Origin of the sequence: Bradyrhizobium sp. WSM3983 (genome assembly GCF_000473045.1) — a bacterium.
Lineage (GTDB): Bacteria > Pseudomonadota > Alphaproteobacteria > Rhizobiales > Xanthobacteraceae > Bradyrhizobium.
The window spans coordinates 1-19,761 of sequence record NZ_AXAY01000014.1 but is presented as its reverse complement, the minus strand read 5'-3'; the positions used below and the strand labels follow the sequence as shown (position 1 = coordinate 19,761).

The following is a 19,761-nucleotide window of genomic DNA, read 5'->3' as shown; positions in this document are numbered from 1 at the left end:
TCGCTGGCTGAAGTGCCGTCCGCATTTCCTTCCGCGCAAAACCCTCTCCGATCAGGGCTCCGGCCCCCGCTCGGCGGTTTGGGCCCGATCCGGAGGTTTGAACCCCTCCAATCTGCCGAAAAAGCGGGCTGCCTCCAGCTCTGATGAAAAAGATCGCAAACCCTGGCTTCCATCGTCCAATGAATAATGGCACCCTCTGCATGCTGAAATGTTATGAATGGAATTTTGGATGGCGCGGATCAATTCGCGGCAGGTGGAGGCCTTCCGCGCGACGATGCTGACCGGCAGCGTGACCGAGGCCGCGGCGCTGATGACCGTCACGCAACCAGCGGTCAGCCGGTTGCTGCGCGACCTCCAGGCGCTGTTGAAAATGGAGCTGTTCGAGCGGCGCGGCACTGGCCTTGTGCCAACCGCAGCGGCGATGGCGCTCTATACCGAAGTGGAGCGTTCCTTCGTCGGCCTCGAACGCATCACCGCCGCCGCGGAGGAGATCCGCGGCCGCCGCACTGGCTCGCTGCGGATCGCGGCACTGCCGGCGCTGTCGAACGGCTATCTGCCGCGGCTCACCGGTCACTTCCTGAAGGAGCGACCCAATCTCAACCTCGCCTTCTTCGGCGTGATCTCGCCGATCGTGGTCGACTGGGTGCTGAACAATCAGTGCGACGTCGGGTTTGCCGAAGTGCCGATCGCGCATTCCGGCCTGCCGAGCCAGAAGTTGCCGGCGCCCGCGCGCGTCGCGGTGCTGCCGACAGGTCATCGCCTTGCGGAAAAGGAAGTTCTGGAGCCACGCGATTTCGAGGGCGAGACGTTCATCTCACTGTCGGCGGGATCGTCGAGCCGTCACCTCGTGGACCAGGTCTTCCATCGTCACGACGTTCGCCGTGTGCTGCGGGTGGAGACCGCGCTGTCCGAGATCATGTGCGGCATGGTGTCGTCGGGGCTTGGCGTCGCGATCTGCGATCCCTTCACCGCGCAGGAATTCTCCACGCGCGGCGTCGTCGTGCGCCGCTTCCTGCCGCGCATCGACTTTGAATTCTCCGCCGTATTTCCCGCGCAGCGCAGCCCCTCGCCGGTTGCACTCGATCTCGTCGAGACCATGCGCAAGTCGCTCGCCGAATTCGATAACTAGCCGTTGAACGCGGCCTGCGCCTCCGGCAAGTCCCAGATCTTGCCGATCGCGGCCGTGCCTGCCGCCGTGATCGCGGCTTCATCCGCACCGAGATAGCGGCCGGCATCGACCAGCACGCGGCCGTCGACCATGACCTGGTCGATGTTGGCGCGGTTGGCGAGCGCGATCAGCGCGCGGCGCGGATCGAACAGCGGCTGAAGATGTGGATGGGTGAGATCGACGACGGTGAGATCGGCGGTGGCGCCGGGCACGATCCGGCCGAGGTCCGGCCGCTTGATGACGTCGGCGGCGACCACCGTGTTCGCCTCGATCAGCTCGGGTGAGTTCGCGACATCGGCGCGTTGCGAGGTCACCTTGGAGATCAGCGACGCCGCATTGAGCTCGCCGAGCAGATCCATGTTGTAGCCATCGGTACCGACCACCGTGCGCACGCCGTGCTCGGCGAACCGACTGAACGCCGCGGTGACGCCCGCGCGCGCGAATACGCGCGGGCAATTCAGCACGGTCATGCCGCGCGCGGCCATCAGCTTGAGATCGTTGTCGCTGCTGAACATGCAGTGTGCCGCCATGAGATCGGGCGCAAGCAAGCCGAGCCAGTCCAGATACTCCGCCGGCGTGCGACCGCCATAGCGCTTGCCGATGGTCTCGACCTCGGCGCGGCTCTGCGCCATGTGCGTCGTGATGGGCACGCCGAGCTCGCGCGCCCGCGTGGCGCAGGCCTTCAGCAAATCGGGGCCGCAGGTGTCGGTGGCATGCGGGCTCATGGCAAGGCTGATGCGGCCATCGCCGCGATTGTTCCAGCGCTGATAGAGCGCATCCCATGTCGCCATGTCGGCGGTGCCGTCATCACCGGAGTAGCGGACCACGCCATCGGCGCCGGCCTTGGCGTCCGACGTCGAGAACAGATAGGGCGCGCCGTGGAAACGAATGCCCATCTCTTCGGCCGCATCAAACATTTCGGGGATCGAATTGCGGAACGGCTCCATCACCGTGGTGGCGCCGCCCTTGAGGAGCTGAAGAATGCCGAGCCGCGCCACAGCCATGCGCTCCTCGGCCGACAGAATATCCGCACCGCGCTTGGTCAGCGGCAGCAGCACCGTGTAGACGATGCTCTGGTTGTTGCGGCGGCCATTGCCGTCCTCGCTGTGACTGCGCGCCACCGCTTCCGAAAAGCAGTGATTATGCAGGTTCAACAGGCCAGGCAGGACGAAGCGGCCGGGACGGTCGTAGACCTCGTCCGCGCGCGGTCTGTCGCGCATGACCGCGGCGATTGTCTTGCCTTCGACCAAGACCCAATGATCGCGCAGCACATCCTGCGCGCCGTCCTTGCGTGACAGCACATAGCTGCCGAAAATCGCTGTGGTGCTCATGCGGGGCGTACGTTCCAGAAGACGGCGGTGCCGTCGAGAATACCGGTAATGTCTTTGCGATAGGCGGTCGGCTGCTTGTACAGGCCGATCGGAATATAGGGGATTTCCTCGAAGGCGACTGCCTGGATCTCGCGGCAGATGCGCTGCTGCTCCGCGAGCTCCGACGCCGCCAGCCATTGGCTGCGCAAGGGCTCCATCTTCTCGCTCGCATACCAGCCGGCGACCTTGCCTTCGCCGCGGATGTTGGTATTGCCGGCCGGGTTGAGCCAGTCGATGCCCTGCCAATTGCCGACCGCAGCACTCCAGCCGCCCTGCCCGATCGGGTCTTTCTTGAGCTGGCGCTGCAACACGACGGCGAAATCGAGCCCGGCATATTCGACGTTCATGCCGGCCTTGCGCAGCGAGTCGACGGCTATTTCACCGAGCGGCTTCTGCGCCAGCGAATTGGTGGGAACGAGCACCACGATCTTCTCGCCATTGTAGCCGGCGGATTTCAGGTCGGCCTTGACCTTGTCGTAGTTGCGCGGACCGCGGAACACGTCAAGGCCAACATCGCTCGCCATCGCCGTTCCCGGCGCGAAGAAGCCGATCGGCGACACCTGAAACGCTGGCTCAGTGCCGGCGACCGCAGTCATGAAAGCGGACTGGTCAATCGCGCCGAGCAGCGCACGGCGGACGGCAGGATTATCGAACGGCGGCTGCAGATGATTGAGGCGCAGCATGCAGGCGTAGCCACGGGGATCGAGAATCCGCGTCTCGATGTCGCCGGCGGCCTTGATGATCGGCAACAGATCGTGCGGCGTGGTCTCCTGCCAGTCCTGCTCGCCGGTCTGCAGCGCGGCAACGCCGGTGCCGGCGTCGGGCGTGGTGGTCCAGACCACGCGATCATAATGCACGATCTTCGGCCCCGCAGTCCAATCCGGCTTGCCGTCGGTGCGCGGCTGGTAGCGCTCGAATTTTGCGTAGGCATTGCGGGCGCCCTGCACGCGCTCGTCGGCGAGATAGCGGAACGGACCGCTGCCGATGACTTCGGTCAGCGGCTTGAACGGGTCCTGGCTCGCCAGCCGCTCCGGCATCATGAAGCAGGCATTGATGGCGGCCTTGCCGAGCGCCTGCGGCAGCAGCGGGAACGGACGCTTGAGCCGGAAGCGGATGGTGCGGTCGTCCGCCGCCGACAATTCAGCGGTCGTCTCCATCAGCTCACCGCCAAAGCCGTCGCGCGCCGCCCAGCGGCGAATGCTGGCGACGCAGTCACGCGCCAGCACGCGCTCGCCGTCATGCCAGAACAGGCCGTCGCGCAAGCTGAGATCCCACTGCAGTTGGTCACCGGAGATGGCCTGGCCCGACAGCATCTGCGGCGAGACCTGGAGCGAGGAGCTCATGCCGTAAAGCGTGTCGTAGACCATAAAACCGTGGTTTCGCGACACCTGCGCGGTCGAATAGATGGGATCGACGAAGGCGAGGTCGATGACAGGGATGAAACGCAGCGTGGTCTGGGATTCAGCGCGGACGATGCCCGGCAGTGAGAGAGCCGGTACTGTTGCTGCGGCCTTGAGGAGCGAGCGGCGGGAGATGGGCATTACAAGAGGCTCCTGAAGAGATCGACCTTTACGTATTCAACAAGACCGCGTCGATCGCAGCGGCAACCGCCTGCTGCGCCGGCTCGACCACGGGCACGCCGATCGCATCCGCAATCGCTGCGCGGTGCGAGGCCATGCCGGCACAGCCCATCACCACGACATCGGCGCGGCACTGCGTCACCAATGCGCGGCCGGCCTCGATCAAGCGGCCCCGAATATCCGCGCCCGCCGTCTCGGCCGCGCTCGCGCCAACCGACCAGCTTCCGGCGTAGCGGCTATCGACACCCATCACCCGCACCATGCGCTGCTGACGGCGGATGCTCGACGGCGACAGCGCGATGACGCCAAAACGCTCCCCCAACATCAGCGCGCGAAAGACGCCGCATTCGGCGATGCCCATCACGGGACGGCCGCCGGCCGCCTCTCGCACCGCATGCAGGCCGGGATCACTGAAGCAGGCGAGTACGAAAGCGTCCGCGTCGTCGCGCGACACGCGATTGACCAGCGGCATCACGACGCTGTCGGCATCGCGCTGCGAGCTGATGCCGGGCGGCCCTTCGGCGAGGCCAACCACCTCGATGTCAGGCCCGCCTGCGATGCGCAGCGGCGCGACTGCGTCGTCGATCGCCGCCGTCACCGACGCCGAGGAGTTGGGGTTGATGACGAGGATACGGCGACGGGTCATGGCATGGCTCAACGGTTGGCCGCCTCGTGGCGCAGGAAGTTTTCCGCGATCTTCTCGCCGGTGGTGATCCAGACGTCCGGGCACGATTTTGCGTAGGTCAGGAATTCGCGCAGCAGGCGCAGCCGCATCGGACGGCCGCTGCATTGCGGATGCAGCACCGTCGTCACCATCGCACCCCAGTCGCGGACTTCGTCGAGCTCGTCCTTCCACATCGAGAGCACATGCTCCTTGGGAAAGATCGAGCGCGGGCTGAACCGCGCAGAGAGGCCGTGCATCCAGTCGTCATAGCTCGCGGTCACCGGCAGCTCGATCGTGCCGGGCTTGCCGTCAGCGAGGCGATGGCGATAGGGCCGCACATCGTCGCGGAACGAGGACGTATAGACGATGCCGTGACGCACCAGCGCGACACGAAGCTCCTCGGTGAACTCGCCATAGGGCGCACGATAGCCGGTCGGCTTGACGCCGAGCCGGCGCTTCAGCGCCTCGAAACCGCGCTCCAGCTCGTCCTCGATCCAGGGATCGCCGGGATCGGGCAGCAGATGATGATAGCCGTGATGGCCGATCTCGTGACCCGCCCTGAGGATGGATTCGGCCATCGCCGGATGCGCATCGACCGACCAGCCCGTGACGAAGAAGGTCGCCTTGAGATCGAGCTGGTCGAGCAGCTCCAGAAGCTTCGGCGTGCCGACCCGCGCCTCGTAACCGCCATAGCTCATGGTGATGAGCCGCTGCGCGTGCACCGCGTCCTTGCTGGTCCAGGCGCTCTCCGCGTCGACATCGAAGGACAGGAACATCGCCGAATTGTACGGCTTCGGCCAGGAATATTCCGGCGCTGGGTCCGCGGTGTTGGCTGGGGTGAGCGGGATGCTCTGGAGTGCCTTACTGTCCAGCATTGATGGTCGCCTTTTCGAGTGCGTTGTCTGTCAATTTCCACTTGGCAAGCAGGGTACGATAGCTACCGTCGGCGATCAGGGCGTCGACCGCCTCGAGCATGGCCTGCGCAAGCGCCTTTTCCTTGACCGGCAGCGCGATGCCGGTGAATTGCTGCGAGATGGGCGTACCGACCGGTGCATAGGCGCCGGGCTCGAGGTCCATGATGTAGGGCAGCGTCTCGTTGCCCTGCACGGCGGCATCGATGCGGCCCTGCTTGAGCTGGGTACGGGCATCGGCCGAGCCGTCGGTGCCGACGAAGACGATCGGAGTGCTGCCGCAGTTCTTCTCGCTCCAGGTCGCGATCTCGCCCGGAAACTTGGTGCGGCGGCTGGCGCCGACCTTCTTGCCGCAGAGCGCGGCCATGTCATTGAACTCGGCCGCGCGCGACTGCTGCACGAAGAAGTTCGGGCCGCTCTTGAGATAATCGACGAAAGACGCGGTCTCGTGCCGGCTCGCATAATCGGTGAAGCCGGAGAGAATCGCATCGACACGGCCGGTCGAAATCGATGGCATGAACTCAGCGAAGCTCGTCTCCTGCCAGTCGATCTTGACGCCGAGCTTGCGCCCGATCGCCTCGCCGAGATCGATGTCGAAGCCAGACAGCGCGTTGGTGGCGGGATCGCGGAACTCCATCGGCGGATAGTTCGGCACTAGCCCCACCTTGATGCTGCCACGCTTGGCGATCTCCGCGGGCAGCTCGATCGCTGGTGCCGCAACGGTCATGGCTCCCAAAAGCGCCGTCGCAACCAAAACTCTCTTCATCAACTCGCCCCCAATTTCCATTAGTGCTCAGATCACTGCCGAAAGAAATGCCTTGGTCCGCTCCTCGCGCGGCGCGCCCAGCACGTCCGAGGCGTGGCCCTGCTCGACGATCGCGCCCTGGTCCATGTAGACGACGCGGTCGGCGACCTCGCGGGCAAAGCCAAGCTCGTGCGTCACCACCATCATGGTCATGCCGCTCTTCGCCAGCTCCTTCATCACCGCAAGCACCTCGCCGACCAGCTCCGGGTCGAGCGCGCTGGTCGGCTCGTCGAACAGCATCAGCATCGGCTTCATTGCGAGCGCCCGCGCGATCGCGACGCGTTGTTGTTGACCGCCGGAGAGCTGCGCGGGATACGAATTGGCCTTGGTCGACAAGCCGACGCGTCGCAGCAGCTCGAGCGCCTCGGTGCGCACCTCGCCGGCTTTGCGGCCCTGAACCTGGAGCGGGCCTTCGGCGATGTTTTCCAGCGCGGTCTTGTGCGGAAACAGGTTGAAGCGCTGGAACACCATGCCGGTCTTCAGCCGCTGCCGCCCGATCTCGCTTTCGCTGAGGCGATGCAGTCGCCCACCTTGCTCGCGCACACCCAACAGCTCGCCGTCGAGCCAGATGCCGCCGCTATCGATGACGGCGAGCTGATTGATGCAGCGAAGCAGCGTGGTCTTGCCCGAGCCGGAGGCGCCGATCAGACACATCACCTCGCCGGGCCAGACGTCGAGCGAGACGTTTTTGAGAGCCTGGAACTCTCCAAAATTCTTGGCTACGAAGCGGATGGCGACGAGGGGCTTTGTCATCGCGCAAACCGCAATGTGCCGCGTGCAAAACGGCGTTCGAGCAGCATCTGGAGCGGCGTCAGGATCGAGACGACGAGCAGGTACCAGAGCCCGGCGACGATCAGCAGCTCAATCACCCGGGAGTTGGCGTAATAGATGTTCTCGGCGTTGTGCAGCACTTCCGGATATTGGATGACGCTCGCAAGCGAGGTCGCCTTCACCATGCCGATGAACTCGTTGCCGAGCGGCGGGATCACCACGCGCATCGCCTGCGGCAAAATGATCCGGCGCAGCGCGCGTAGCCGTCCCATGCCGATCGCCTGCGCCGCCTCATATTGCCCGATATCGACCGACAGCATGCCGGCGCGCATCACCTCGGACGTATAGGCGCCCTGGTTGATGCCGAGCCCGAGCAGCGCCGCAAGGAACGGCGTCATGATTTCGACGGCGCGCGCGCTCCACAGGCCGGGAATGCCAATGGTCGGAAACACCAGCGCGAGGTTGAACCACAGCAGCAGCTGCAGGATCAGGGGCGTGCCGCGGAACAGCCAGGTGTAGCCGGCCGCCACCGTCTTCAGCACGGGATTGGGCGACAGCCGCATGATGGCGACGACAATACCGAGAAAGATGCCGAGCGCCATCGCCAGCACCGCCATCACCATGGTGTTGACGATGCCTTCGAGAATGACCTTTGCGGCGATGAAGCGGCTGACATAGGACCATTCGATCTGGCCATTGGCGAAGGCACGCGCGATCGCCGCCAGCACGAGGACGATCAGGGCCGCGCTCAGCCAGCGAAACCAGTGCGGCTCGCGCGCGATCCGCATCCCCGACAGATCGGGAAAACCTTCGGCGAGTGCCGGCGCCGGCTTCATTGCGGCGCCGCGTTCAGCATGGGCTGCGTGACTGCATTCGTACCCAGGCCCCATTTGTCGAGAACCGCTTTGTAGGACCCGTCGGCAATCATCGCCGTGAGCTTTTCCGTCACGACTTCACGGAGCGCCGCATCGTCCTTGCGGAACATGATGCCCTGATAGCCTTTCGCAAAGGACTCGCCGACGACGCGGTACTTGCCGGGCTCCTGCGTTTGCGCATAAGGCAGCGTCTCGCTGCCCTGCACGGCGGCGTCGATGCGGCCCTGCTTGAGCTGGTTGCGGACGTCGATCGAGTTCTCGCCCGGCACGTATTGAATGGCTGGCTTGCCGCCCGCCTCGCAATTCTGCTTGCTCCACTTCTCGATCTCGACCGGGAAGCTGGTGCTCCGGGTGGTGCCGACCTTCTTGCCGCAAAGGTCAGTCGCGGCCTTCGCCTCGCTCTCCGCCATCACGAAGAACTGCGGGCCGGTCGTGAGGTAATCGACGAAATCGGCGCTCTCGCGCCGCGAGGCGCGATCGGAGATGCCAGAGATGATGAAATCGGCGCGTTTGGTCTGGAGCGAGGGGATCAGCTCGGCGAACGGTGTCTCGCTCCAGACGATCTTGAGGCCGCCAAGCCGCTTGGCGAGCTCGTTTGCGAGATCGATGTCGAGCCCGACCAGCTCGTTGCTGGCGGGATCGCGATATTCCATCGGCGCGTAGGTGGAATTGACCGTGAGCTTCAGCGTGCCCGCCTGCTTGATCTCCGCCGGAAGCTCGGCGGCCTGCACTGAGGTCACGGCAGCCAGGGCTGCAAGCCCAAGGAAATGCGAGAGGCGTGTCATGTCAGCTCCTTTGCCAACCCTTTGCTTTACCGATCCATTGCCAGCGCCGTGCCAAAGTCAATCCGCGTCGAGCACCGCCGGCTCGATGACGCCGGCGCGTTCGGTGATCACCCGGTATTGCTCCGGCCGCCGGTGGGCGGCGAAATTGAACATCTTGTCCTTGCCCTGACGGCAGAGGTCGAGATCGATGTCGGCGACGATCACCTCGTCGGTCAGGGTCGCGGCCTGCGCGACGATGCGGCCATTGGGATCGACGATGCAGGAGCCGCCGATCAGGCCCGAGCCGTCCTCGTCGCCGGCCTTGGCGACCGAGATCGCCCAGGTCGCATTCATATAGGCGTTGGCCTGCGTCACCAGCGTCGAGTGGAAGGTGCGCAGCGAGGCGTCTTCGGTGGCGCCGCCATTGGGATCATAGGCCGCAGAATTGTAGCCGATGCAGACGAGCTCGACGCCCTGCAGCCCGAGCACCCGCCAGGATTCCGGCCAGCGGCGATCGTTGCAGATCATCATGCCCATGATCGCATGCGCCCAGGCCGAGCCGGCACGGAAGGCGGGAAAGCCGAGGTCGCCATATTCGAAATAGCGCTTCTCGAGCTGCTGATAGCGCGCGCCCTCGCGCGGCTCGACCGAGCCCGGCAGATGCACCTTGCGATAGCGGCCGAGAATCTCGCCGTCGCGATCGACCAGGATCGCACAATTGTAGCGGCGGCCTTCGGCGGTCTGCTCGGCATAGCCGACATAGAAGCCGACGCGCAGCGCCCGCGCGCGATCGAACAGCTTTGCCACGGCGGGGTTCGGCATGCCGTGCTCGAAATATCCGTCGAGCGCTTCGTCTTCGAGCAGCCAGCGCGGAAAGAAGGTGGTGAAGGCGAGCTCGGGAAACACCACGAGGCTGGCGCCGCGGCTCGCCGCTTCCTCCAGCATGGCAAGCATCCGCGATAGCGTATGCTCACGCGTATCGGCTCTTTGCGTCGGCCCCATCTGGGCGGCGGCGGCGCGAAGGACACGAACCAAGATTGCCTCCAATGTGTGCGCAATGCTGCCTCAATGGGCGAATGAACCCTTTGATCCAGCATGCAAATCCGCGACCATTAGGCGCACGGAGGGCTGCAAAAGCAATTCATCGTGCTATGATGTTTTGGCCCTGAGTATAATCGGCAGTGATATGAACCTGCGCCAGCTCGAGATCCTGCGTGCCGTCATCCGCCACCGCACCACGGTGGCGGCGGCCGACGAGCTGGCACTGTCGCAGCCCGCGGTCAGCAACGCGCTGAAGACGATGGAGGCGCAGGCGGGCTTTGCGCTGTTCGAGCGCGTCAACAACCGGCTGTTTCCGACCGCGGAAGCGATGGCGCTCTACAAGGAGAGCGAGGCGATCTTCGCGCTGCACGCAAAACTCGAGAACCGCGTGCGCGACCTCCGTGAGAACCGCTCAGGGCATCTTGCTATCGTGGCGACGCCGCCGCTCGCCTACAGCATCATTCCCTCCGCGCTATCAGGCTTCCTGCGCCGGCGCCCGGAGACACGGGTGTTCTTCGACGTCCGCCGTTATGAAGGCATCATCGAGGGCGTGCTGAGCCGCGTCGCCGAGCTCGGCTTCGCGCTTGGGCTGACGCATCATCCCGGCATCGCGCATGAGGTGGTGCACACCGGCGAGATGGTCTGCGTCCTGCCGCCGCAGCACCCGCTCGCCGACAGACCGGTGATCTCTGCCGCGGATCTGTCCGGCCTGCCCTTTATCGGGCTCGAACGCGGCACCCGGCTCGGAGAGGCCGTGCGCGACAGTTTTGCCCGCGCGGGCGCGCCGTTCCAGCCGACGGTCGAGGTGCGCTATTGCAACACGGCCTGCGTGCTCGCAGCAGCCGGCGTCGGCGCCGCCGTGGTCGATCCCTTCTCGCCACGCCAGAACGGCGGCCACGGTCTCGCCGTGCGGCCGTTCACGCCGACGACGCGCGCGGTCGCCTACATGCTATGGTCGGAGGCGGAGCCGCTGTCGCGTCTGGCCAAGGCCTTTCTCGGCGAAATCCGCAAGGAGAGCGCGCTGTTGGAGCGCACAGCGCCACACCAGCAACATGGGGCAGGAAGCGACTGAGCTTCGCAAGCTTTGACCTGAGGGGCACATGGCACGCATCACCATCATCGAGACCGGACTGGTTCCGCAAAAGTATCGCGAGCAGCACGGCTCCTTTCCCGACATGTTCGAGCGCATGGTGCGCGCCGAGGATCCGACAGCCACGGTTGACGTGGTCAGCATCCCCAATGGCGATGCGCTGCCCGATCCCGGCAAGCTCGAGGCCGTGCTGATCACTGGCGCGGCCGCCGGCGTCTATGACGGTCTCGACTGGATCGCGCCGCTGGAAGATTTCGTGCGCACCGCCTATGCCAACAAGACGCCGATGGTCGGCGTCTGCTTCGGCCATCAGCTGATCGCGCAGGCCTTGGGCGGCACCGTGCGCAAGTCGGACAAGGGCTGGGGCATCGGCCGGCACATCTATCAGGTGCTGCCGGAGAACGGCGTCGTCGACGGCGAAGCGGTCGCGATCGCCTGCTCGCATCAGGACCAGGTGATCGAGGCGCCCGATGATGCGCTGACGATCCTCTCGTCCGAGTTCACGCCCCATGCCGGCCTGCTCTACGCCAACGGCGCAACGCTGACGGTGCAGCCGCATCCGGAGTTCGATGTGGAGTTTGCGCAAGTGTGCTGCGAGCTGCGCGACGGCAAGGCACCGGAGGATGTCGTCGCAACGGCAAGGGCGTCGCTGGCGCAGCCGATGGACCACGCCAAGCTCGGTGGGGCGATTACGAGATTTCTAGCGCGCAAATCCATCCCCTCATCTTGAGGAGCGCGCTTTTGCGCGCGTCTCGAAGGATCGAGGCCTAGAGGCGGCAGCGGGGGCCTGCATGGTTCGAGACGCCGCTTCGTGGCTCCTCACCATGAGGGGTGAGAGTTAGTCAGAACGGATCCGTTCCCAGCCCCGGCACATCGGCCGGCCGCGGCCCCGGCGCGGCCCAGTGAAACCGGCGATCCTTCTCGGCAATCGCGATGTCGTTGATCGAGGCCTCGCGCCGCCGCATCAGGCCGTGCTCGTCGAACTCCCACTGCTCGTTGCCGTAGGAGCGATACCACTGGCCGGCCGCGTCGTGCCATTCGTACTGGAAGCGCACCGCGATGCGGTTCTCGTCGAAGGCCCAGAGGTCCTTGATCAGGCGGTAGGCATGCTCCTTCTCCCATTTGCGGGTGAGGAACGCGATGATGGCCTCGCGGCCCTGAAACACTTCCGCGCGATTGCGCCAGCGGCTGTCCTCGGTGTAGGCGAGCGAAACACGCACCGGATCGCGCGAATTCCAGGCGTCCTCGGCCATGCGCGCCTTCTGCGCAGCGGTCTCTCGGGTGAAGGGCGGAAGCGGCGGGCGCGACATGATGGCCTCATCGGTTAGCAGGAGCGGCAATTTATCGCCGCACGTGCCGGAGTCGATAGGCCTTTGCCTATCGGGCGATCACGAAATCAGATCGGCCTTCATCAGTCTGCGGATCGATTTCGGGATCGGTTGCGCCCGGCCGCCGCTGATGAAGGCGACGCGCACCTCGGCCTTGACCAGTACGTCCTCACCACGCCGCACCTCCTGCGCCAGCATGATGGAGGCGCCCTTCACCGCGACCGGCCAGGTCACGATGTCGAGCACGTCGTCCATCCGTGCAGGCCTGAGAAAATCCAGATGCATTGAGCGCACAACGAAAGCAAAGCCGGCGCCTTCAGTCTCGGGCTGCTCGAACAGCGCCTGCTGCTCCGCCCCCATCAACCGCAGATGATTGGTGCGCCCGCGCTCCATGTAGCGCAGATAATTGGCGTGATAGACGATGCCTGAAAACTCTGGTTTGACGATATCGCAACAGGATATTAACTGCTTGATTCCGTTGGGGCGCTGGAGGGCGACAGCGTGAATAAGCGTAGATTTTTCTACGCCCCTTCCATGGCGAGCCGCAGCGCCTTCGGGATACGTTGCGCCTTTCCGCCTGAGATAAAGGCGAGGCGCACGCGGGCCGTGACTAAAAGATCGTCTCCACGCCTGCATTCCTGCAGCAGCATAATCGACGCGCCCCTCACGTCTTCTGGAACCGTGATAACCTCAAGCAGGTCATCTAAGATTGCCGGCTTTAGAAAGTCGATAGTCATTGAACGGACAACGAAGGCAAAGCCCGGCACATCTCCCCGCGCTTCTTTCAGAAACTCCTGCTGATTCATTCCGAGCAAACGCAAGTAATTTGTTCTGCCGCGTTCCATGAAGCGCAAAAAATTGGCGTGATAAACAATCTGGCCGGAGTCAGTGTCTTCGAAATAAACGCGGACGCGCATTTGATGACGACCGTCGCGAATTTCGCCATCAAGAGAGCCTGTCACAGGAAGATTCCTCCTATCGCACTTCGGGAGCATGCACCTCGCTCGCGGCAGAAATCGAATGAGGTTCTGGGAGTCAACAAAAACAGCTTGAACCTCACGTTGCGTTACGTTGTAGGCTTGAAAAATGTTGCCAAAAGCCACACCCCCGCAGGCGCGTCGATTACTCATTGGCAACTCACATTTGAGTGCAACGCCACGTGAGCATTGAGAGATTCATGTCTTCGAACGAATGAAGCGCGGGCATCCTCGTGACGCATTCAGTCAGCATGCTTTTCGAGAGCCCACGTCACTTCGCTTGATGGCAAGCCGAAACAGATCGGAGTCAAGGCAGATCGAAGATCTCACAAAGCCAAGAGGGCCCGTAGTGGTGCATCGTGGCGGTTAATCAGTCCGTGGAAGCGCTTGGGCGGCGAGCCGCCCGTAACGCGGGGTCACCTATGTGGGTGAGGCGTGCGCCGCACTGGGTGGTCGCGTGGCACGTTGCGGCCCTCTTAGGTCCGCGCACGCGCGCAGCCTATCTTAGCAAGTGGCGACAGCGCCGCCTTCTTTGAAGCGAAGGAGTTGAACTTCCGTGATGTCTTACCGTTTTCTCCTCGCCTCGTGGGGCACGTTGGGAAACCTCAGTCCGCTGCTCACCGCGGCCCGGCGGTTGCGCGGGCATGGTCACCATGTTCGGGTCATTGCGGACCCCGCCATGCGTGCAGAAGTCGACGCCGCCGATTTCGAGTTCGTATCATGGCGAAGCGCCCCAATCGGGAAGGCTGCGGATCCAACAGATGTCTCGAACCTGCAAGATCGGATGCGCAGGGTCGTCTTTGAGCCTTGCTCTGCTTACGCGACAGATATTCGGGACGAAATTGGCCGCTTACCAGCGGATGCCGTCCTTAGCCTCGATTTTCTGTTCGGAGCGGCACTTGGGGCGGAAGCGTCCGGTGTACCTTTCGCGTTTCTTTCGCCTCACGTCAGCCTTCGGATCCTGCCGGGAATGCCGCCAGCTACGTCTGGATTGGGCCAGCCGAAAACGCCAGAGGAGCACGCCGAGGTGGCAGCAGCCTGTGCCGCTCTCGATGGCGCGATGAATGCGTCTCTTCCTATCCTCAATCGGGCCCGCGTTGATTGCGGACTTCCCGTTCTTCCTGACGTTATGGATCTGTTCGACCGGGCTGACCGAGTTCTGCTCGCGACCAGTCGGGCCTTTGACTTTGAAGCCACCTCTCTTCCGGACAACTTTCGCTATATTGGACCGTTGCTCGATGTGCCGAATTGGTCCAAGTCGTGGCAGGCTCCATGGCGCGGGCAGCCTGATCGTTCTCGCGCGCTGATCGCCTGTAGCACGGGCGCGCAGAACCAGCGCGATCTGTTTCAGCGTGTCATCGACGCCGTCGGAAAGGTTGACATCGACGCTGTGTTTACAACAGGTCCGAGTCTGGACGTGGCCGACTTTCGAGCTCCGCAGAACGTGCGTTTGGTGCGCGGTGCTCCCCATGACTCCATCATGAGGGACGTTTCCATGGTCATATCACAAGGGGGCCACGGCACCGTCACCCGTTCACTGATCAACGCTTTGCCGCAACTCGTTCTGCCAATGGCGCGAGACCAGTTGGCCAACGCTGCGCGCGTCGAGGCGAAGGGGGTCGGACTTCGATTGGGGCCGACGGCTTCTGAACCGGATATTGCGGCAGCCATAAACCGGCTGATCACGGAACCGCAATTCAAAGTCGCGGCCCGGAAGCTTGGCGAGGCTATTAAGGCCGATATCGATACATCTGGTCTTGTCAACGAGATGGAGCTTCTCGCCGCTGTCGGACGTCAGCGACGTAGCCACTCATGAATTTGGGTCCATTGCGGACCGGCCAAACGATCAACGAAACGGCTACTGCTCGATGAATTGCCTCTTGCTGGTGAAAACATCTCCACGCGCCGGCTGGCGCAATCGCCGATCAAAGAGAAGGATGCCTTGCGCATTTATCCCGATTCATTCGCCTTCACCTTGTTACATGGTCTTATGGCTTCCTTGCCGACGTTTGGCATTGACGCGCCCCTCCCAAGCCTTTCGGCGACGAGAGACGATCTCGGAACGACCTCGGCCGAACTGGGTTTGGCGACGAGCGTTTATCTCATGAGCTTGGGAGCGCCCCCTCTCGCTTATGGGCCGATATCGGATTGCGTCGGCCGCAACCCGATCGTTTTGTTTGGCTGTGCACTTGTTGGCATCGCAAGCTTGGGCTTCATCTTGTCCATTTCGCTGTCGAGGGAGCCGATGCTTCCGCTACTGCAATTGCTGCCTTTGCAATTGTCGGGAACATCTTCGACGGCGAGGCCGGAGGCGCAAAGATGGCCAACGTGATTTTGGCAATCTACATCGTCCCGATGATTGCACCAACCGTCGGCGCAGCGCTCCTCGCCCTCAGTAGCTGGCGGGCTATCTACCTCGTGCCAATCGCAGGAGGGCTGATGTTGCTTATTGCAATGTCCGGCATGAGCGAGAGCGCAAAGATTGATCCGTACGCTAGGCTCGGCCCTACGCCGATCGTCCGGAACTATCTTCGGATTCAGCGGCATCCCGTCTGCGTGGGCAACATCGTTTGCAATGCAGCGGCTATTGGATCCATGTTTGCTTATTTCACCGGCTCATCCCTGTTCTTCATCGATACTCTGTGTCTCAAGCCGTATGAATATGGTGTGATCTTCGGAGCAAGTTCGCTGTGGGTCATGGCCGGCGCTCGGGGCAGCAGCAAACTCAGCGGTCGGGGGCTATCGCTCGCGCAAGTGATTAAGGTGGAGCTCGCACTCTCGACTATCCTGGCCACATCTCTACTTCTGATAGGAGGCAAATCGGCTGTTGTCGTGGTGTTGGTGATGGTCGGTGTCGCATTGTCGTTCGGCTTGATCTCGCCGTATGCCACGAAGGAGGCACTGCGGCAGATACCGGAAATCATGGGGTCCATCAGTGCCGCAAGAACTTTCGTGCAAATGATCGGCGCCGCCTCGTCCAGCGCAATCGACGGGCATTCCGTATTTTCGATGGCGGTAGTGATGTTTGCTTTCTGCTTGTTGTCGGGGGCGGCTTGCGTGGGCATCGTTCTTCCGGCCGAAGGCTGAGCCGAAGTCCACGGAAGGCAAGCCCAGCTCGGGAGGAACGCGACCGTGATCTCTTATCACAAGTTGAGGCCCATTCTGTTGAGCCGCGACGGTGTACGTTTGGCACATGTTGAGGCCGGACCTGTAGCCGCGCAACTCCCTCCGCTGCTCCTTGTCAATGGCTGGACAGGTGACCACGGCATCTTCACGCCCCAGATCGCCCACTTCTCTCAAAGCCGTCGCGTCGTGGCCGTCAATCTTCGCGGTCACGGCTCCAGCGATGCACCCCAGCAAGACTACACCATGGCAGGATTTGCGGACGACATCGCCTGGCAATGCGCTCAACTGGAACTGCACAAGCCGGTTGTGATTGGCCACAGCATGGGAGGCCGGATCGCGCTCGAACTGTGCGGCCGTTATCCGGATCTGGCCTCAGGCATGGTGATGATCGATACGATTGTCATGCCGCCCCCGATCTTGCGCGAATCTCCCGGAGTTCGAGCGCTTCTGGAAGGTATCGGCGGGCCCGACTATCTGGCGGTCTTAAAGGCGAACGCATGGGAGCTTGGCTGCGATTTCGAAGGTCCTGCCCGACGAAAGATGATCTACGAAACCTATGTACTTCCGCCCTGCGAGAGAACGCCACAGCATGTGGCTCATTCAATGATGCGGAACGCTATCCTGAACTATGATCCGGTCCCGGCTGCAGAGGCCTGCTGGATTCCCATGGCTTATATTTCGGCCGATGTTCCGCTGGTGAACATGGCGCGCGATCTCGATCGGCTCCAGGAGATCTGTCCACAGCTGGTCATAGCGAAGACGATGCTCGCCGGACATTACAACACGATCGAGGTTGCAGATCAGGTCAATGCTATGCTCGATCGCTTCCTAACCGTCGGCCTCCACCGGTGCCGAGACTGACGCGGAAGCCTTGAGCAGATCCGGCCATGTGAAGCGGTTTTGCCTGGCAACGGAATGACGATCCGTTCCGGTAGATGCGGTGCCCGAGACGCAAAGTTGGCATCATACAAGTTCAAGCCGCGCCATCGAAGTTGATGTGAAGTCGCAGCCCCAGAGGTAGAGCCTGGATGTCGATGTCGCAACAGAAGTCCAACGGGTTGCTTGCATTGGTCGCTGGACGGCTGGGCGTGAATGAGGAGCCGATTTAATCTATACCCTTGCATAGCAAGCGAGCCGCATGGGACACGGCCCGTTTAAGACCGCTTCCCTTTTCCGCTTCGCTTCACCCATGGCTGCGCATTGGAGATCGAAATGTGATGGCGGTGGCCCGACGAGCTAGGTTTTATTACGAGTTTCTGCATAGTCAGGCTTAGCAAATTTGCAAATCTATAAACTTGCCTTGGTTTGAAATTATGCCATATTACTAAGCATGACTGAGCCTTTCGAACGAAAGCTAAACTTCCTCGAACATACCCTCCCGGATGGCCTATTGGTCGATGCCAGGTGGATGACGAAGCATGGCTATTCGACCGGTTTGCGCAGCCAGTACGTCTCGGCTGGCTGGCTGGTTCAGCCGACGCGTGGGACCTTCAAGCGTCCGCTTGGCACCCTGACATGGCAGAAGGCCGTCATATCGCTTCAGACGCTGCTTGAGCGCCCCCTGATCGTCGGAGGGCGAACCGCGCTCGAACTTCAAGGCTTTTCGCACTACCTCCGGGCTGAAGGGCCGACCGTCGTTTATCTGTACGGTCCCGATGCCCCGCCCGGATGGCTCTTCAAGCTTCCGCTCAAAGAGCGCTTCACATTCCGCAAGAGCACAACGCTCTTCAAGGCCGATCCGGTGACGAAGGGGCTCAAGAACTTCGCCTGGAATGTCCAGAACAATACCGGCGCAGCCGCAGATGAATTCCAGGCAGGCCCATTCAAGCAGATATCGGGCGAGGGCGAATGGCCGCTGATCGTCTCATCGCCCGAGCGTGCGTTGCTTGAACTGCTCGACGAGCTGCCGAATAGCGAGAGCTTCCACCAGGCTGACATGCTTGTTGAGGGCTTGCGCAACCTCAGTCCCCGCAAGCTGCAAAAACTGCTAGACGATTGCCGAAGCGTGAAAGTCAAAAGGTTGTTCTTCTGGTTCGCTGACCGCCACAACCATTCATGGCTGAAGCAGATAGACCGCGACCAGGTCGATCTGGGGAAGGGAAAGCGCATGCTGGTGAAAGGCGGAAGGCTCGATTCGAAATATTTGATCACCGTGCCGGAGGATCTCAGTGCCCCTGTCTGAACGCTATCGGCATCAGGTCGCGCTGCTGATCGAGACCTTGCCATTCGTTGCGGCGGAACGGGATTTTGCCCTCAAAGGCGGCACCGCGATTAATCTGTTCGTGCGTGATATGCCGCGTTTGTCAGTCGATATCGACCTGACCTATCTGCCTGTCGCCGGCCGGACGGAATCACTGGCCGCGATCGATGCGGGCATGAAAAGAATGGCTGTCGCCATTGGCAAGGGAATTCCGGGCGTCAAGGTGAATGAGGTCCTGAACCGCGCGGAAGGCATCGTTACCAAGCTGACACTTCAAAGGGCTGACGCTCAGATCAAGATCGAAGTCATTCCCGTTCTTCGCGGCTGCGTCTTCGATCCCGAAATGCGATCCGTACGTCCGAACGTCGAGGAGACCTTTGGTTTTGCGGAGACACAAGTCGTCTCGTTTTCCGACCTTTACGCAGGAAAAATCGTCGCCGCCCTTGACCGCCAACATCCTCGCGATCTTTTTGACATCCGCGATCTTCTGGCGAATGAGGGCATCAGCGACGACCTGAGGCGCGCTTTTATCGTCTATCTCATCAGCCATGACCGGCCCATTTCCGAAGTTGTGGTGCCGCGGCGAAAGGATATCCGCCAGGAATTCGAGCACGGCTTCGAGGGTATGACCTCAGATCCAGTCTCGCTAAACGAGCTATTGAAGGCCCGGGAGGACTTGATCGCCGAGGTATCTGGAAAGATGCCGAAGAAGCATCGGGAATTTCTGATCGGATTCAAGCTCGGGAAGCCAGATTGGGCTCTGTTGGGCGTCGATGGAGCGGCAGAGCTTCCCGCAGTCCGATGGAAGCAGATCAATCTTGATAAGCTGCGTGCCGCAGATCGCGAAAAGCTCGTGTCTCAGTTGATCGCAGTGCTTAAGTGACTGCATCGTGGTGCATTNGGGNCGTAAGCAGACGGGCATGCAGTAGGGCTGTGGAGTAGGCTCGGTCGCTAAAGGATAAAGCGGGAGCCTTCATCGTATGGGTCGATGGACGATCAGGGCGTGAACGAGGAGCAGATTTTATCTATGCGCTTCCATAGCAAGCCGCAGCGTCTTGGGAATGCGCTGCGCTCTTCCGCCTGCGACAAAC

The 19,761-nt window shown here is 62.2% G+C and carries 20 protein-coding genes; 8 read left to right on the top strand and 12 right to left on the bottom strand.

The annotated features are described in order from the left end of the window. Positions 1–229 precede the first annotated feature (229 nt). Positions 230–1,129, top strand: a complete 900-nt coding sequence (locus tag YUA_RS0120485; RefSeq protein ID WP_027532393.1) for a LysR substrate-binding domain-containing protein — start codon at positions 230–232, stop codon at positions 1,127–1,129. On the opposite strand, the gene YUA_RS0120480 is transcribed toward YUA_RS0120485, so the two are convergent. From YUA_RS0120480 to YUA_RS0120440, 9 genes are read right to left on the bottom strand one after another with little or no spacing between them, the layout of a single operon-like run. Next, positions 1,126–2,499: an amidohydrolase family protein gene (locus tag YUA_RS0120480; protein ID WP_027532392.1), complete on the bottom strand. Its 1,374-nt coding sequence runs from the start codon at positions 2,497–2,499 to the stop codon at positions 1,126–1,128. The two genes, YUA_RS0120485 and YUA_RS0120480, sit on opposite strands and share 4 nt — an antisense overlap. Continuing rightward, positions 2,496–4,079, bottom strand: a complete 1,584-nt coding sequence (locus YUA_RS0120475) for an ABC transporter substrate-binding protein (RefSeq protein WP_027532391.1) — start codon at positions 4,077–4,079, stop codon at positions 2,496–2,498. The genes YUA_RS0120480 and YUA_RS0120475 overlap by 4 nt, the downstream gene beginning before the upstream one ends. Positions 4,080–4,107: 28 nt before the next feature. Next, a complete protein-coding gene (locus YUA_RS0120470) occupies positions 4,108–4,764 on the bottom strand; it encodes an aspartate/glutamate racemase family protein (protein ID WP_027532390.1) in 657 nt (218 codons plus the stop codon). Positions 4,765–4,772: 8 nt separating this feature from the next. Then, a complete protein-coding gene (locus tag YUA_RS0120465) occupies positions 4,773–5,657 on the bottom strand; it encodes a polysaccharide deacetylase (protein ID WP_027532389.1) in 885 nt (294 codons plus the stop codon). Next, entirely contained in the window at positions 5,644–6,459 is an 816-nt protein-coding gene (locus YUA_RS0120460; RefSeq protein WP_027532388.1) for an ABC transporter substrate-binding protein, read from the bottom strand. The genes YUA_RS0120465 and YUA_RS0120460 overlap by 14 nt, the downstream gene beginning before the upstream one ends. Positions 6,460–6,486: 27 nt before the next feature. Then, positions 6,487–7,251 (bottom strand): amino acid ABC transporter ATP-binding protein, encoded by a 765-nt coding sequence (locus tag YUA_RS0120455; protein ID WP_027532387.1) that lies wholly within the window; start codon positions 7,249–7,251, stop codon positions 6,487–6,489. Further along, positions 7,248–8,105 (bottom strand): amino acid ABC transporter permease, encoded by an 858-nt coding sequence (locus YUA_RS0120450; protein ID WP_027532386.1) that lies wholly within the window; start codon positions 8,103–8,105, stop codon positions 7,248–7,250. The genes YUA_RS0120455 and YUA_RS0120450 overlap by 4 nt, the downstream gene beginning before the upstream one ends. Beyond that, complete coding sequence (locus YUA_RS0120445) at positions 8,102–8,929, bottom strand: ABC transporter substrate-binding protein (protein ID WP_027532385.1); 828 nt, start codon at positions 8,927–8,929, stop codon at positions 8,102–8,104. The genes YUA_RS0120450 and YUA_RS0120445 overlap by 4 nt, the downstream gene beginning before the upstream one ends. 57 nt (positions 8,930–8,986) lie before the next feature. Then, positions 8,987–9,943 carry an N-carbamoyl-D-amino-acid hydrolase gene (locus YUA_RS0120440; protein ID WP_084292748.1) on the bottom strand — a complete coding sequence of 319 codons (957 nt, stop codon included), beginning with the start codon at positions 9,941–9,943 and terminating at the stop codon, positions 8,987–8,989. Between the two features lie 151 nt (positions 9,944–10,094). On the opposite strand from YUA_RS0120440, the gene YUA_RS0120435 reads away from it, so the two are divergent. Continuing rightward, positions 10,095–11,021, top strand: coding sequence for a LysR family transcriptional regulator (locus YUA_RS0120435; protein ID WP_027532383.1), 927 nt, complete (start codon positions 10,095–10,097; stop codon positions 11,019–11,021). Between the two features lie 28 nt (positions 11,022–11,049). After that, positions 11,050–11,769 (top strand): type 1 glutamine amidotransferase, encoded by a 720-nt coding sequence (locus tag YUA_RS0120430; RefSeq protein ID WP_027532382.1) that lies wholly within the window; start codon positions 11,050–11,052, stop codon positions 11,767–11,769. Between the two features lie 112 nt (positions 11,770–11,881). On the opposite strand, the gene YUA_RS0120425 is transcribed toward YUA_RS0120430, so the two are convergent. The 3 genes from YUA_RS0120425 to YUA_RS0120415 form a co-directional block, all read right to left on the bottom strand. After that, positions 11,882–12,349 (bottom strand): nuclear transport factor 2 family protein, encoded by a 468-nt coding sequence (locus tag YUA_RS0120425; RefSeq protein ID WP_027532381.1) that lies wholly within the window; start codon positions 12,347–12,349, stop codon positions 11,882–11,884. Between the two features lie 78 nt (positions 12,350–12,427). Next, positions 12,428–12,841, bottom strand: a complete 414-nt coding sequence (locus YUA_RS0120420) for a YbgC/FadM family acyl-CoA thioesterase (RefSeq protein WP_051383292.1) — start codon at positions 12,839–12,841, stop codon at positions 12,428–12,430. A 47-nt stretch (positions 12,842–12,888) separates the two neighbouring features. After that, positions 12,889–13,329, bottom strand: a complete 441-nt coding sequence (locus tag YUA_RS0120415) for a YbgC/FadM family acyl-CoA thioesterase (RefSeq protein ID WP_027532379.1) — start codon at positions 13,327–13,329, stop codon at positions 12,889–12,891. A gap of 574 nt (positions 13,330–13,903) precedes the next feature. Between YUA_RS0120415 and YUA_RS0120410 the strand changes: the two genes are divergently transcribed. The 5 genes from YUA_RS0120410 (at position 13,904) to YUA_RS0120390 (ending at position 19,553) form a co-directional block, all read left to right on the top strand. Then, the gene (locus tag YUA_RS0120410; protein WP_027532378.1) at positions 13,904–15,160 is read left to right on the top strand and encodes a glycosyltransferase; all 1,257 of its coding nucleotides are present in this window, start codon (positions 13,904–13,906) and stop codon (positions 15,158–15,160) included. A 332-nt stretch (positions 15,161–15,492) separates the two neighbouring features. After that, a complete protein-coding gene (locus YUA_RS44500; RefSeq protein ID WP_198029465.1) occupies positions 15,493–16,431 on the top strand; it encodes an MFS transporter in 939 nt (312 codons plus the stop codon). A 45-nt stretch (positions 16,432–16,476) separates the two neighbouring features. After that, positions 16,477–17,331 carry an alpha/beta fold hydrolase gene (locus YUA_RS0120400; RefSeq protein ID WP_245285207.1) on the top strand — a complete coding sequence of 285 codons (855 nt, stop codon included), beginning with the start codon at positions 16,477–16,479 and terminating at the stop codon, positions 17,329–17,331. Between the two features lie 469 nt (positions 17,332–17,800). Further along, a complete protein-coding gene (locus YUA_RS0120395) occupies positions 17,801–18,652 on the top strand; it encodes a type IV toxin-antitoxin system AbiEi family antitoxin domain-containing protein (protein WP_027532376.1) in 852 nt (283 codons plus the stop codon). Then, positions 18,639–19,553 carry a nucleotidyl transferase AbiEii/AbiGii toxin family protein gene (locus YUA_RS0120390; RefSeq protein WP_027532375.1) on the top strand — a complete coding sequence of 305 codons (915 nt, stop codon included), beginning with the start codon at positions 18,639–18,641 and terminating at the stop codon, positions 19,551–19,553. The genes YUA_RS0120395 and YUA_RS0120390 overlap by 14 nt, the downstream gene beginning before the upstream one ends. The last annotated feature ends 208 nt before the right edge of the window (positions 19,554–19,761 follow it).